Consider the following 12,260-nt stretch of genomic DNA (forward strand, 5'->3'; position numbering starts at 1 on the left):
GAGTGGTCTCACTCCGTCGAGAGGCAGAACGTCATGTTCCCGAAGCCGATCTGGTCGCCGGCCCGGACGACGGCCGCGCCGATCACCCGGCGCCCGTTCACCGTCGTGCCGTTGGTCGAGCCGAGGTCGCGCAGCACCCACAGGCCGCCCTGCTGCCGGAGTTCGGCGTGGACGCGCGAGACCGTCTCGTGCGTGAGCCGCAGGCCGTTGGCGGGGTCGCGCCCTATGCGCAGCGGGTGGCCGTTGCCGGGGTGGGGCAGCAGCAGCTTGGGGAGCCGCTCCGACTGCCAGGCCCTGCGCAGCCGTACCGTGAAGCCGGAAACCGCCTCGACCGTCCCGAACACCAGGCGGGACAGGCGGTTCTCGGTGGGCAGGTCGGCGGTGAGGACGGCCAGCTCGTCGGACCGGCGGGCGGCCAGCGCCAGTTCCATGCGCCGGATGAACGTGTCGTGCGAGAGCTGACCGAGAGCGACCCCTTCCCGGAGCGCCTTCAGCGCCCGGTCGCGCTCCGCGTCGGAGAGGCGCGGCGGGTACGTGTGGAACTCGAAGGACGACGTCACGTTCGTGATTGTCGGGCAGCGCGCGCGGGGTGTCCACAGAACGCCGAAACGGCGGCCCGCCGGGCGGGCCCGACGACACGCTCGGCAAAGGTGAGGATTCAGGCGCGGACCGTCGGCGTTTGAAGCACCATGGGACGGGCTACGTCCCGGTGAGCACCGCTCGGCACAGTAAGGGGATCCGTCCGTGCACTTCGAGGTGTGGGCACCGCAGGCCAGTCGTGTGACGCTCCAGTGCGACTCGGGCACGCGCGCGTTGGAGCGCGATCCGGAGCGCACGGGCTGGTGGTCCGGCGAGGCCGAGGCCCGGGACGGGTCGCGTTACGGCTTCGCCGTGGACGACGGTCCCGTGTTGCCAGACCCGCGCTCGCGCCGCCAGCCGGACGGTCCGGACGGTCTGAGCGCCGTCGTCGACCACGGGCGCCACACCTGGCAGACCGAGTGGGCGGGGCGCGCGCTGCCGGGCGCGGTCCTGTACGAGCTGCACGTCGGCACGTACACGCCCGAGGGCACGCTGGACGCGGCGGCCGGCCGGCTCGGCCACCTCGTGGAACTGGGCGTCACCCACGTCGAGTTGATGCCCCTGTGCCCGTTCCCGGGGCAGCACGGCTGGGGGTACGAGGGGGTCTCGCTGTGGGCGGTGCACGAGCCGTACGGCGGCCCCGAGGCACTGAAGCGCTTTGTCGACCGGGCGCACGCACTCGGTCTCGGTGTCGTCCTGGACGTCGTACACAACCACTTGGGACCGTCCGGCAACTATCTGCCCGCCTTCGGCCCGTACTTCACGGACACGCATCAGACGCCCTGGGGTTCCGCGGTGAACCTGGACGCGCCGGGCTCGGACGAGGTGCGCGCGTATCTGCTCGGCAGCGCGCTGGCCTGGCTGCGCGACTACCGGATCGACGGGCTGCGGCTGGACGCGGTGCACGCGCTGCGGGACACCCGCGCGTGCCACTTCCTGGAGGAGCTGTCGAAGGCCGTGGACGCCCTCGCCACCGACCTGGGCCGGCCGCTGTCCCTGATCGCCGAGTCCGACCTCAACGACCCGCGGATCGTCACCCCGCGCGCGGGCGGCGGTCTCGGGCTGCACGCTCAGTGGAGCGACGACTTCCACCACGCCCTGCACACGGCACTGACCGGTGAGTCGCAGGGCTACTACGAGGACTTCGCGCGGGCCCCGTTCGCGGCGCTGGCCAAGACGCTCTCGGGCGGCTACTTCCACGACGGCACGTACTCGACCTTCCGGGGCCGTGTGCACGGCCGCCCGCTCGACCGCACCGGCGTCGCCGCGCATCGGCTGCTCGGCTACACGCAGACCCACGACCAGGTAGGCAACCGCGCCCAGGGGGACCGCCTTTCGGCCTCCCTCTCCCCCGGACTGCTCGCCTGCGGCGCCGCACTGATGCTCACCGGGCCGTTCACACCGATGCTGTTCATGGGCGAGGAGTGGGCGGCGGGCACCCCGTGGCAGTTCTTCACCGACCACACGGACGCGGAGCTCGCGGAGGCCGTACGGCGGGGCCGGCGGCGGGAGTTCACCTCGCACGGCTGGGCCGAGGAGGACGTGCCGGACCCTCAGGACCCGGCGACCCGTGACCGCTCCTGCCTCGACTGGTCGGAGCCCGAACGCGGGCCGCACGCGCGCGTACTGTCCTGGTACCGGGACCTGATCGCCCTGCGCCACACCCAGCCCGACCTCACGGACCCGGATCTCTCGGACATCAAGGTCGCGTACGACGAGGAGGCACGCTGGCTCGCCTTCCGGCGCGGGGACGTACGTGTCGTGGCGAACCTCGCCCCGAAGTCGGCTGCGATCCCCCTGGGCCCACGGCGGGCGCGGGTGCTGGCCGCCTGGGAACCGGTCGAACTGCCGGGAGCGGACGGGTTGCTGCACGTTCCCGGGGAGTCCTGCGTGGTGCTGGAACAAGGGTGAGCACAGGGGCGGGACCTACCCCTCCTCATCCTCCTCCCGCAGCTCCGTCACCCGCTCCAGCAGGATCGCCTCCCACGCGCGCCGCAGTTGGACCCTGAGGAGCGGCAGCGGGCCGGCGTCGCGGCCGGTGAGGCTCTCGGCGAGCCGGACGACCGTGTCGCAGCGGGCGAGCCACAGGCCACGCAGGCAGGGGCGGGCCGCGTACCCGGCGAGGGTGGCCGCCCGTACGGCGGCGGGCGAGCCGACCGCGAGGGCGAGACCGGCGATGTCCTCGGCCGGGTCACCGACGACCACGTGGGTCCAGCCGAGGACACCACGCACCCGCCCGTCGGGGCTCACCACGAGGTGCTCGCCCTTGAGGTCGTGGTGGACGAGGACCGCCGTACCTGCCTGCGCGGCGAGTTGTGCGGTGGCGGACGGGGTCAGCTGGTGGAGCCGCGCGGGGTCGAACTCGTCGGCCGCCGCGAGGCGTTCGGCCGCGCCTTCGGCGGCCCGCCGCAGCGCCTCCAGGGAACGTGGCCCGACCCGAGGCACACCGAGCGTCTCGGCCTGGCGTACGGGCACCTCGCGCAACCCCGTGAGCAGCGTGGCCAGGTCCGCCTCGCCCAAGGCGGAGACATCGTGCTCCTCGGCCGAGCCGCCGGAGAGCCGGGTGTCCAGGGTGTAGGCCAGTCCGTCGGCCCACTCGCCGTGCGCCACGGCGACGGGGACGGCGACGCCGATGTGCGGGCGTACGAGGTCGCGCAGGCGCGGTTCGCGACGCAGCCTCGCGGACGTCTCCCGGTCGGGGGCCAGACGCAGTACGTGCCGGGAGCCGACCCACCACGTGGCGCAGCCGGCGCCGGCGGGCCGGACGTCGGGTCCGCCCGCGCCGACGGCGCCGTCCCCGAGCAGGGAACGGACCAGTCGGCGGACCGTGTCCGCGGTGGGTGTCGGTGCCTGGGTCATGGTCGCGCCGCTGTCGTCCGGGGGTGTGAGGGCGGGGATGGGCTCCTGGTGTGCGGTCAGTCCACTATGACCATCTCGCGGGTCGTGTTGTTGAGGCGCCGGCCGCCGTCGGCGGTCACCGTGACGATGTCCTCGATGCGTACGCCGAAGCGTCCGGGCAGATAGATGCCGGGTTCCACGGAGAAGCACATGCCGGGGACGAGTGGCAGCTCCTCGCCCTCGATCATGTACGGCGGCTCGTGTGTGGTGACGCCGATGCCGTGGCCGGTGCGGTGGATGAAGTACTCGCCGTACCCGGCCCCGGTGATGACCGCGCGGGCCGCCCGGTCGACGTCCTGGCACGCCGCGCCGGGCCGCACTGCCCGGAAGCCCGCCTCCTGGGCCTCTCGCACGATGTCGTGGACCCGGCGCTGTTCGGCGTCCGGTTCGCCGACGTGGACCGTGCGGGAGGTGTCGGAGCCGTAGCCGTGCAGAAGGCCGCCGAAGTCGAGGACGACCATGTCGCCGTGCTCGATGACGCGGTCGCCTGCCTCGTGGTGCGGATTGGCGCCGTTGGGGCCGGAGGCGACGATCGTGAAGTCGACCTGGGAGTGCCCGAACCGGCGCAGCAGATCGGCCAGATCGCCCGCGACGTCACTCTCCCGGCGACCGCCGAAGGGAACCTTCCGGATCTCCTCGTACGTTGCGTCGGCAGCCGCGCCCGCGGCTGCCAGGCGTGCCAGTTCCGCCGTGTCCTTCACCGCGCGCAGCATCGGCAGTCCGTCGCTGAGCGAGACGTACGAGCTGCGGGGCAGCGCCTGCTGGAGTGCCAGCAGATGCAGTGCCCACGCGTTGTCGCTCACCCCGAAGCGGCCTGCCGTGTCGAGGAGTGCCGCGGTGGCCGCGTAGGGGTCCTTGCCGTCGGTCCAGTCGCGAAGGGTCAGGGCGGGCGCGCCCGCCGCGTGTGCCGCGTCCGGGGCCTCCAGGGCGGGTACCACGAGGACGGGGTCCTGTCCGGCGGTCAGCACCAGCAGGGTGAGGCGTTCGGTGACCGCTGGGGGCGCGTAACCGGTGAGCCAGACGAGGTCGGGTCCGGGCGCCACCAGGAGCCCGGCGAGCCCCGCGTCCTCGGCCGCGTGTGCGGCGCGCCGCATCCGTGCCCGGTAGTCGTCGGCGGTGAAGGGCGCGGGCGTGCTGCCGGTCATCCGGGCCTCCGTGAAAGGGCGAGGGGCTACGGGCAGCATCCTGCCCGGATGCACGGGGCGGCGCGAGCCGATTGACCGCCCCAGCACCCGTGTCACCTACCCCGCCCCCTTCAACTAACGGATGGGAGTTGAGCAACCATTAGTTCTAATGCTTAGATCTACCCGAACCATTAAGGGAGGCGGAAGGCCATGCTCGTACTCGCCCACATCAGCGATCTGCACCTCGACGGAACCGCGCGGTCGACGGCGCGCGCCGAACGGGTGCGCGACCGGCTGTGGGGGCTGCCGGGACACCTGGACGCCCTGCTGGTGACCGGGGACATCGCGGACCACGGCACAGAGGCCGAGTACGAGGAGGCGGCGCACATCCTCGGACTGCGCACCGGCGACGCACCCTTCCCGGTACTCACCTGTCCGGGCAACCACGACAGCCGCGCGCCCTACCGCAAGGCGCTGCTCGGCCTGCCCGCCGCCGAGGGGCCGGTCAACAGCGCGCACGTCTTCGACGACGCCGCCGTCCTGATGTGCGACTCCAGCGTGCCGGGCAGCGACGAAGGCGCCCTCGACGACGAGACGTACGACTGGATCGACGGGACGCTCGACGAACTGGACGAGGGTGTCCCGGCGCTGCTCGCCTTCCACCATCCGCCCGCCGCCCTGCACCATCCCCTGCCGGACGCCTACCAGTTGGGGGAACCCGGCCGACTGGCCGCCCTCATGGAGCGCCGGCCTCAGATCGCCGGGCTCATCACCGGTCACGCCCACACACCGGCGGCCACGATCTTCGCCGGCCGGCCGCTGCTCGTCGGCCCGGGGGTTACCTGGACCCTCCGGCTGCCCTGGGAGGGCGAGGAGGTCGCGGACCGGGACGCGCCGGTCGGTCTCGCCTTTCACGTACTGGACGACACCGGGCGGCTGACCAGCCACTTCAGGGTGGTCGTGTAAGTGGGAGGGCGGGAAGGTCAGGTGACGACGCCCGGGATCGCCACCAGTTGCTGGTAGCCGCCGCTGCGATGAAGGACCGTGAGGGTGATCTCCGAACCCGGGCGGGCGTGGGCCACCACACGGGCGAGATCGGAGGCCGAGTCGATCCGGCTCCTGCCGAACGCGAGCAGTACGTCGCCCCGAACGAGGCCTGCGGTATAGCCCGGGCCCGGCACATGGACGCCGACGAGCAGGGCTCCCACTTTCTCGGCGTCCACGGCCTCGACCCCGAGCGTCGCGGTCATGGCCGGGGGCGAGGAGGCCGAACTCGCTTTACCCGAAGGTGACTTGGAAGGGCCTGCCCCGGACGCGGACCGGGAGCGGGAATCGGCCCCTGCGGGCGCCCCGCCCCGCGCACTCGCCCCCTCTCCGGGCCGCTCCTTCTGCCCGCCCCCTCCCGCCTGACGCCGTAGGTCCGCGAGCTTGCTCATACCGATCACCGTGGCGCCGAGCGTGCCGAGCCCTACGCCCGCGAGAACCAGGACGGTCCCGATGAACAGGCCCAACAGAAGGGTCGTCAGCCGTCGGCCTCGCCGGCGCGCGGCATGCGGGCGCCGGGCCGGGCGGGATGTGGTGCCGCCGACCGGTTCCTGACCGGGCATCGGCTTGGGACGCAGCGCAGTCTGTTCCATGGTTCGCCTCCGCCAGGTGCTCTACCCGGTGCACCGGCGCACCACGAGCCACGAACGAGTGAGACTGACGCGGGGGCGGACATGGGTAGCCACAACACGGTCTGGGACCGGGTGTCGGCCCGTCCGGCGCAGGCTCACCTCGAACGGGAGCCGGCCCAGCTGCCGCAGGCAGCAGGCCACAGCCAGGCCAGGCCAGGCCAGGCGAGCGATCCTGCGCCTCACGCTGACCGACCCCCGCGACACATCTCTGCGGCTCTGCCACGGGGTGAACCTCGGCCGTTCCATCGCCGAGGAGCTCTGGGCCCTGACCCGCACGCCGGCCGACGCGGACCTCCCGACGGGGGCCCGCGCGCTGCCGGCCGCCACCGACGCGGCACTCGGCGGGCTCTCGGGGAACGCCGTCACGGGCGTACGGGAGCTCGCCGAGGAGGCGACGGAGCGGGTCCGCGACCTCGGCCGACGGACAACGACGGACAACGACGGGAGATCGTCAGCCGACCGCGAACCGTCGGCCGGTGAGCCCTCAGCCGATCGGCAGTGGCGAGCTGCGGTCCGGCAGGAAGCCGTGGGACCTGGCGGCCAGGTGGTCGGACTGGTAGCGGGGGACCTCCCGGTGCCAGTTCAGGATGCCGGCCAGCCAGTTCCGCAGCTCGGCCACATAGCCGTCCATCGTCGCGCGCGCCTCTTCCGTGAGCTTGAAGTCCTCGTACAGGACGGGGAACTCATGGGCGGCGACATGCTCGAACTGCTGCATGCGCTGGGTCATCAGGTCGTGGATGATGCCGAGCGCGGTCGGGTAGTCGCAGCCGAAGAAGTTCTGGACGACGAGGATGCCGTTGTGGATCTCGCCCTCGTACTCGATCTCCTTCTGGTAGGAGAACACGTCGTTGATCAGGCACGCGTAGTCGACGGCCGCGTTCTCCAGTGACCGGACGGGGCCGCTGCGGTAGACCTCCGGAGGGACCGCCCGGCCGTGGCCGATCCGGCACAGGCTCATGGTGAGGTCGGCGCCGAAGGTGGCGCGGCGCATCTCCAGGTAGTCGATCGGGTCGGGGACCCGGTTCTGGATCTGGTTGGCCAGTTCCCACACCCAGCTCTCGGTCATCACGTCCACCGCGGCGCGGAACGTGCGCCGCTGGTCGGCGGTCATCCCGACCGTGGTGCGCCGCCACAGGTCGATCAGGCCGCGTTCCATGCCGTTGACCGGAACGGGGAACCCGTCGCCCTCGATGGGCATGCAGGCGGAGAGACGCTCGGTGCACAGACGGGCCGCCGCCAGGTCACGGCGGTGGCCGAAGACGAGAGGGTAGTAGTCGTCGCCGTAGGTGCCCCAGGCCAGCCAGGCGGAGCTGAGGTCGAGGGCGTCGGCCGTCGCGTCCGGGTGGATGCCGGCCGCGCACAGCGGCAGGTCGGCCGCGGCGAGCTTGTCCTCGTCCCAGACGCCCTCCTGGAGGATGCCCATGCCGTGCGTCCAGTCGACGAGGCGGGACCGGGCGCCGTCCAGGTGCGGGCTCAGAGTGAGCCCGAACGGCATGTAGAAATCGGGCAGCAGGGACGGGCCGACCTTCTGGTAGGGCACGTGTGTGTAGGCGCGCAGGCGTTCGGCGCCGGCCGAGGCCAGGAGTGCGCCGATGTTGGCGGCGGACGTGCCGAAACCGCCGACTCCGAACGGCCGCGACTCCTCCAGGGCCCCTTCGTTCATGTACCGGCTGGAACGCAGGTGCCACTCGTGGCCGCCGGACTGCCAGTCCTGCAGCCCGCGCGTGTACGCGGCCACCGCGCCGACCTGGTCCGGTGTGAGGCCCTTCTCCAGGGCCACCGCGGGCATTTCGGTGAGCGCGGTGTGCTCGAACTGGTGGAGCCGTGAGGTGAGGATGTCGTTGACGGTGTCGGCGGCCTCCTGGGTCGTGCACCCGAAGAAGGTCTCCAGGACGAGCACGCCGTTGCTGAGCTCCCCCTCGTCCTCGACCTCCCGCTGGTAGGAGAACAGGTCGTTGCGCAGGTGGACGCCGTCGGAGAAGGTCTCCATCAGCACCCTGAGCGGCCTCGCCTCCGCGACGGACGCGGGCACCTCGGCGGTCGCGTACTCCACGAGCCCCGCCGACCAGGGCGCGCCGCCGACCTTGCGGCGCATCTCGATGTACTCGACGGGGTTGGAGACCCGTCCCTCGTTGATGTTGGACAGTTCCCACATCGACTCGTTCAGCAGATGCTCGGTGGCGACCGCGAACCGCCTGCGCCAGTCCACGGACATCGCCGGAACCGTGCGCGCCCACAGGTCGGCGAGGCCCGCCTCCACCGGATTCTGCGGCGCGGGTACGGGAGTCGAGAGGTCGAGCGGCATGAACAGGGGCAGCCGGTCCAGATAGGCCTTGCCGCCGTCGCGGTCCTGGCTGCGCTTGAAGACCTCCAGGAAGTGGTCGTCGAAGAAGAACACCCACACGTACCAGTCGGTGATGAGCGAGAGGGCGGGTCCGTCGCAGTCGGGGTGCGTGTACGCGCACAACAACCCGTAGTCGTGCGCGTCGAGGTCGGACTGCTCCCAGACGCCTGAGCCCTCCAGCATTCCCATCTCCCGTGCCCAGACGGTCGAATGGGCACGCGCCTCGTCCAGATGCGGGTTCAGCCGCGCGGGATACGGCATGTAGAAGTACGGGAGTACGAACGGCTGTGTCATGGGCGGGGCCCTACCCGTGCCCCGGACGTGCCATCCACGGGGCGGGACATGATCACACCATCGCGTGAATCAGGACCAATTCCGGGATTCCGGACAGGCGTTGTGAGTTCACTCGGCATGCGAGAACCGAGAGGACCCCAACCACTACAACCACACCAACCACTACTGCGACTACTGTGCAGACACCTGAATCACCGCACGCGTTCCGCTCGTCCGCCAGCGCTGTCCCTCCGCGGCGACGAGCGCCGCCTCGGTACGGGCGTCGAGGCCGACGATCACGTCCGACTTCAGGGTGCGCAGGGCGGCCACCGGGCCGGGGAAGTAGGCGGTGACGTCCGCGAACGGCGTGGTGGGGGGCCTGAGGCGGTCACCGACGAGGCGGCGGTAGTTCAGGTCGCCCTTCATCAGGGTGACCGTGGCCGAGGCGAAGTCCTCGCGAAGGCCGCCGGGCATCGCCGTGTACGGGAGCGGGGCGCAGGAGAAGGGGTGGGCGCGTACGGCGAGGCGGCCCTCGGCCAGCGCGGACCAGAGGCGGCGGCCGTATGCCGCGGCGGCCCCCGGCGCCCGGATCAGTCGGCGCAGGGCGTCCACCACGTCGGCGGTGGTCGCGTCGGAGACGAAGTACGGGTGCGGTTTCACGTGCAGGACGGCTCGTTCGGCGTACCCCCGGGTCAGCAGGTGGTCCAGGAGCAGCAGGTCGGGGACGAGTTCCCGGCTGGCGTTGTCCGCGACCAGACACACCGTGCCGGCGTCGGATCGGGCAGGCCTGGCGGGCCGGAGCAGCGACCGGAGGGCCTCGCTGTCGTCGGCGACGAGTCCCGCCGCCTCCCCTCCCTCGTCCGCACCGGAGAGCCGGAAGCCGAGGTCGGCCCGGTTGCCCCACAGCGACCCGTGGAGCAGGGCGCGTGCCTGCTCCTCCTCCGGCTCGCGCACCAGGTCGTCGAGCGCGGCCAGCTCCTCGTCGGTCTCGGGGGCGTCCAGTTCGGCGAGCTTGAAAGGGCGGAAGGGGTCGATGCCGCGCCAGGCACCCTCCCCCACACCGCTTCCGCCGCTCCCGAAGTACCCGACCGCTTCGAGGAGTTGGCGGTAGAAATACCCTTCCGCCCACAGCCACGGCACGTCGAACCAGGACCGGCCCGCGTACTCCCGGGTGCCCCAGTCCTCCCACTGCTCCCGGTCCTCGGCGCCGGCGGGGAGCGGTTCGACGACGCCCTCGGAGCAGTTCTTGAGGAGTGCGTCGAGCGCGCGGTGCTGCTCCGGGCCGTACGGGAAGGCGTCCCGCACCTTCTGGATGAGCGCGGGATGCCGTTCGGCCAGCACGCTCCAGGGGAACGAGCCCGGCTCATTGCCGAGGATCACGGGCGGGGACACGGAGTCGGAGGCAGGCATGCGCCTCACCGTACCGTCCGCGAAACGCGCGGCCCGGGCCGTCATCGGGCGAAGGCGGGGCGGTCCGGGACCCCCACCGGATCAGCGGGCCCGCCCCGCCCGTCTCACGCCACCGCCCGTATCTCCCGCTCCAGCTGTGTCACCAGACCCAGGTACCGTGCCCGCCTGGGTGTGGGCACCAGCGCCCTGATGGTGAGCCGCCACATGTCCGCCGTCCGGCGGGGCTGGCGTCCCACCGGCTCCACCGCCCGGCTGACCATGCGGCTGCCGACGAAGAAGCTGACGAGGGACTGCGCCATCGCGTCGACATCGACGTCCGGGTGTACGTCGGACTCCTTGACCGCGCCGAGGAGTTTCCCGGAGGCCATCTCCGACCACTCTCGGAACGGGTGTCGCAGCGGCGGCCGTACGGTGACATCACCGGCGGCCAGACGAAGCCCCGCTCTGGCGATGGGACCCTCGACGGCCATCCTCGTTATCCCGAACGTGACGCGGATCAGCGTTTCGAGCGAGGAGTAGCCGCGGCCGTCGATGTCTCTGGCCATCCGCCGGGAGGTCCTGGACTGGATCTCCAGGATGGCGTGGGCCAGGTCCTCCTTCGCGGCGAAGTGGAAGTAGAGGGCGCCCTTGGTGACATGGGCGTGCTCGACTATGTCGCTCAGGCTGGTCGATTCGTATCCGTGGCGGTCGAACAGGTCGGCCGCGGCCGTGATGATCGTCGCGCGGGTCTGCTCGGCGCGTAACTGCCTCGCCATCGGCGACACCCCTCCCCACCTACCGGTGCTCCCGAACTCCCCTGAGAAAAACGGGATATGCCGTTTGTTTATTACTCGCCGTACAAGATAGCCGACCGTTCCGCAGTACCCACCACACACTCGAAAACCGTGCGTCCCTCCTGCGTTCCCACCACCTTCAGGGCGCCGCCGCCTTCGTCCGTCGACTCGATCCAGGTGGGCAGGTCAAGTTCGGCGAACTGGTGGAAGGTCGTGTCGAAGGACACGGGTATCAGGCCCCTGTCGGAGCCCGTTCGTGCCAGCGCGGCCTGCCTGGCGGACTCCAGGAGCAACATGCCCGGTATGTGGTCAAGTGGATGGTCAAAGAAAACAGCATGACCGGTATCAACTCGCAACTGCCAGTGACCTTCGGCCTGCTGGGGCAGCGCCAGGACCACGTCCGCCGCCGAGCCCCGGCCCACTTCGGCGGCGGGCAGCCCCGGCGGAACGGGCAGCGCGGTCACGGTGGCCGCCGTACGACCGCCGCGCAGTCTGCCGAAGACGGCGCCACTGGTGCAGGTGAAGGCGACGTCGGCGTGTGCGACCAGTTCGCCGTCCAGACGTACGTCTGCCTCGTAGCGGGCCGAGACCAGGCGCTTGCCTCGATGACGGATGTCGGAGAAGGTGATGTCGACGATGGGTTCGGCCGGTACCGACCCCACGCCCAGGTGCTCGGGGAACGTGGTGATCCGGAACTCCTGGAGCACGAACTGGTGGTCCAACGGCACTTTGTACTCAGTGTGGTTGAGCAGCGTTCCGGCCTGCCGCACGGTCTCCACGACAAGCAGCGGATCGTATGTCGTCCGGTCCGGCGACACGTGTAAACAATGGACCCGCGGCCACTGCGCGGAAACGCTGAACCGGTCGGTCTCCGTGCGGGACCAACCGGTGGGGAACGTCTCCGCGATCGACGCGCGGTGCACGAGTTGACGCGGAACGTTGGCCGTCATGACTGGGATTTCGGCAGACTGCGGCACTGGAAGCAATGTCTCTCCCTCGGTCCCCCGTATGGCGTGGCAGACGGAAAGGCGCCCGCTTAGGTGAGCGATAGAGTACGAGGCGACCGGTTTGTTTTCAACGAGATCAGTCGGCCCGGCCCTATGATCGGCGGTTCAGGCGCACCTGACGACGCGCCGTCACGCACAGCACGGCACCACATTGGGCACTGATACGGACACCGGCC

Annotated in this window: 10 protein-coding genes; 2 read left to right on the forward strand and 8 right to left on the reverse strand. The window is 71.1% G+C overall.

From position 1 onward, the window contains the following. Nucleotides 1-8: 8 nt before the first annotated feature. Nucleotides 9-560: an FHA domain-containing protein gene (locus G3I71_RS30490; RefSeq protein WP_164319564.1), complete on the reverse strand. Its 552-nt coding sequence runs from the start codon at nucleotides 558-560 to the stop codon at nucleotides 9-11. A gap of 184 nt (nucleotides 561-744) precedes the next feature. On the opposite strand from G3I71_RS30490, the gene treZ reads away from it, so the two are divergent. Next, complete coding sequence (gene treZ / locus G3I71_RS30495) at nucleotides 745-2,490, forward strand: malto-oligosyltrehalose trehalohydrolase (protein ID WP_164319566.1); 1,746 nt, start codon at nucleotides 745-747, stop codon at nucleotides 2,488-2,490. 15 nt (nucleotides 2,491-2,505) lie between these two features. On the opposite strand, the gene G3I71_RS30500 is transcribed toward treZ, so the two are convergent. Then, complete coding sequence (locus G3I71_RS30500; protein WP_164319568.1) at nucleotides 2,506-3,438, reverse strand: aminoglycoside phosphotransferase family protein; 933 nt, start codon at nucleotides 3,436-3,438, stop codon at nucleotides 2,506-2,508. Nucleotides 3,439-3,494: 56 nt separating this feature from the next. Further along, nucleotides 3,495-4,622 carry an aminopeptidase P family protein gene (locus G3I71_RS30505; protein WP_164319570.1) on the reverse strand — a complete coding sequence of 376 codons (1,128 nt, stop codon included), beginning with the start codon at nucleotides 4,620-4,622 and terminating at the stop codon, nucleotides 3,495-3,497. Between the two features lie 189 nt (nucleotides 4,623-4,811). On the opposite strand from G3I71_RS30505, the gene G3I71_RS30510 reads away from it, so the two are divergent. Next, nucleotides 4,812-5,567 (forward strand): metallophosphoesterase, encoded by a 756-nt coding sequence (locus G3I71_RS30510; protein WP_164319572.1) that lies wholly within the window; start codon nucleotides 4,812-4,814, stop codon nucleotides 5,565-5,567. 17 nt (nucleotides 5,568-5,584) lie between these two features. Here the strand turns inward: G3I71_RS30510 and G3I71_RS30515 are convergent, their stop codons facing one another. From G3I71_RS30515 to G3I71_RS30535, 5 genes are all read right to left on the reverse strand, one after another. Next, nucleotides 5,585-6,238, reverse strand: a complete 654-nt coding sequence (locus G3I71_RS30515) for a PDZ domain-containing protein (protein ID WP_164319574.1) — start codon at nucleotides 6,236-6,238, stop codon at nucleotides 5,585-5,587. A 523-nt stretch (nucleotides 6,239-6,761) separates the two neighbouring features. Then, nucleotides 6,762-8,915 (reverse strand): germacradienol/geosmin synthase Cyc2, encoded by a 2,154-nt coding sequence (cyc2, locus tag G3I71_RS30520; protein WP_164319576.1) that lies wholly within the window; start codon nucleotides 8,913-8,915, stop codon nucleotides 6,762-6,764. A gap of 171 nt (nucleotides 8,916-9,086) precedes the next feature. After that, nucleotides 9,087-10,304, reverse strand: coding sequence for a damage-control phosphatase ARMT1 family protein (locus tag G3I71_RS30525; RefSeq protein ID WP_164319578.1), 1,218 nt, complete (start codon nucleotides 10,302-10,304; stop codon nucleotides 9,087-9,089). Nucleotides 10,305-10,408: 104 nt separating this feature from the next. Continuing rightward, entirely contained in the window at nucleotides 10,409-11,059 is a 651-nt protein-coding gene (locus tag G3I71_RS30530) for a ScbR family autoregulator-binding transcription factor (RefSeq protein WP_164319580.1), read from the reverse strand. A gap of 71 nt (nucleotides 11,060-11,130) precedes the next feature. Next, complete coding sequence (locus G3I71_RS30535; RefSeq protein WP_164319582.1) at nucleotides 11,131-12,027, reverse strand: ScbA/BarX family gamma-butyrolactone biosynthesis protein; 897 nt, start codon at nucleotides 12,025-12,027, stop codon at nucleotides 11,131-11,133. Between the last annotated feature and the right edge of the window lie 233 nt (nucleotides 12,028-12,260).

Origin of the sequence: Streptomyces sp. SID12501 (assembly GCF_010550245.1) — a bacterium.
Classification (GTDB): Bacteria; Actinomycetota; Actinomycetes; order Streptomycetales; family Streptomycetaceae; genus Streptomyces.

Bases quoted from the DNA above. Each gene is read 5' to 3' on its own strand.
- G3I71_RS30500 (WP_164319568.1), bottom strand. From the start codon at position 3,438: ATGACCCAGGCACCGACACCCACCGCGGACACGGTCCGCCGACTGGTC.
- G3I71_RS30505 (WP_164319570.1), bottom strand. From the start codon at position 4,622: ATGACCGGCAGCACGCCCGCGCCCTTCACCGCCGACGACTACCGGGCA.
- G3I71_RS30510 (WP_164319572.1), top strand. From the start codon at position 4,812: ATGCTCGTACTCGCCCACATCAGCGATCTGCACCTCGACGGAACCGCG.
- G3I71_RS30515 (WP_164319574.1), bottom strand. From the start codon at position 6,238: ATGGAACAGACTGCGCTGCGTCCCAAGCCGATGCCCGGTCAGGAACCG.
- cyc2 (WP_164319576.1), bottom strand. From the start codon at position 8,915: ATGACACAGCCGTTCGTACTCCCGTACTTCTACATGCCGTATCCCGCG.
- G3I71_RS30525 (WP_164319578.1), bottom strand. From the start codon at position 10,304: ATGCCTGCCTCCGACTCCGTGTCCCCGCCCGTGATCCTCGGCAATGAG.
- G3I71_RS30530 (WP_164319580.1), bottom strand. From the start codon at position 11,059: ATGGCGAGGCAGTTACGCGCCGAGCAGACCCGCGCGACGATCATCACG.
- G3I71_RS30535 (WP_164319582.1), bottom strand. From the start codon at position 12,027: ATGACGGCCAACGTTCCGCGTCAACTCGTGCACCGCGCGTCGATCGCG.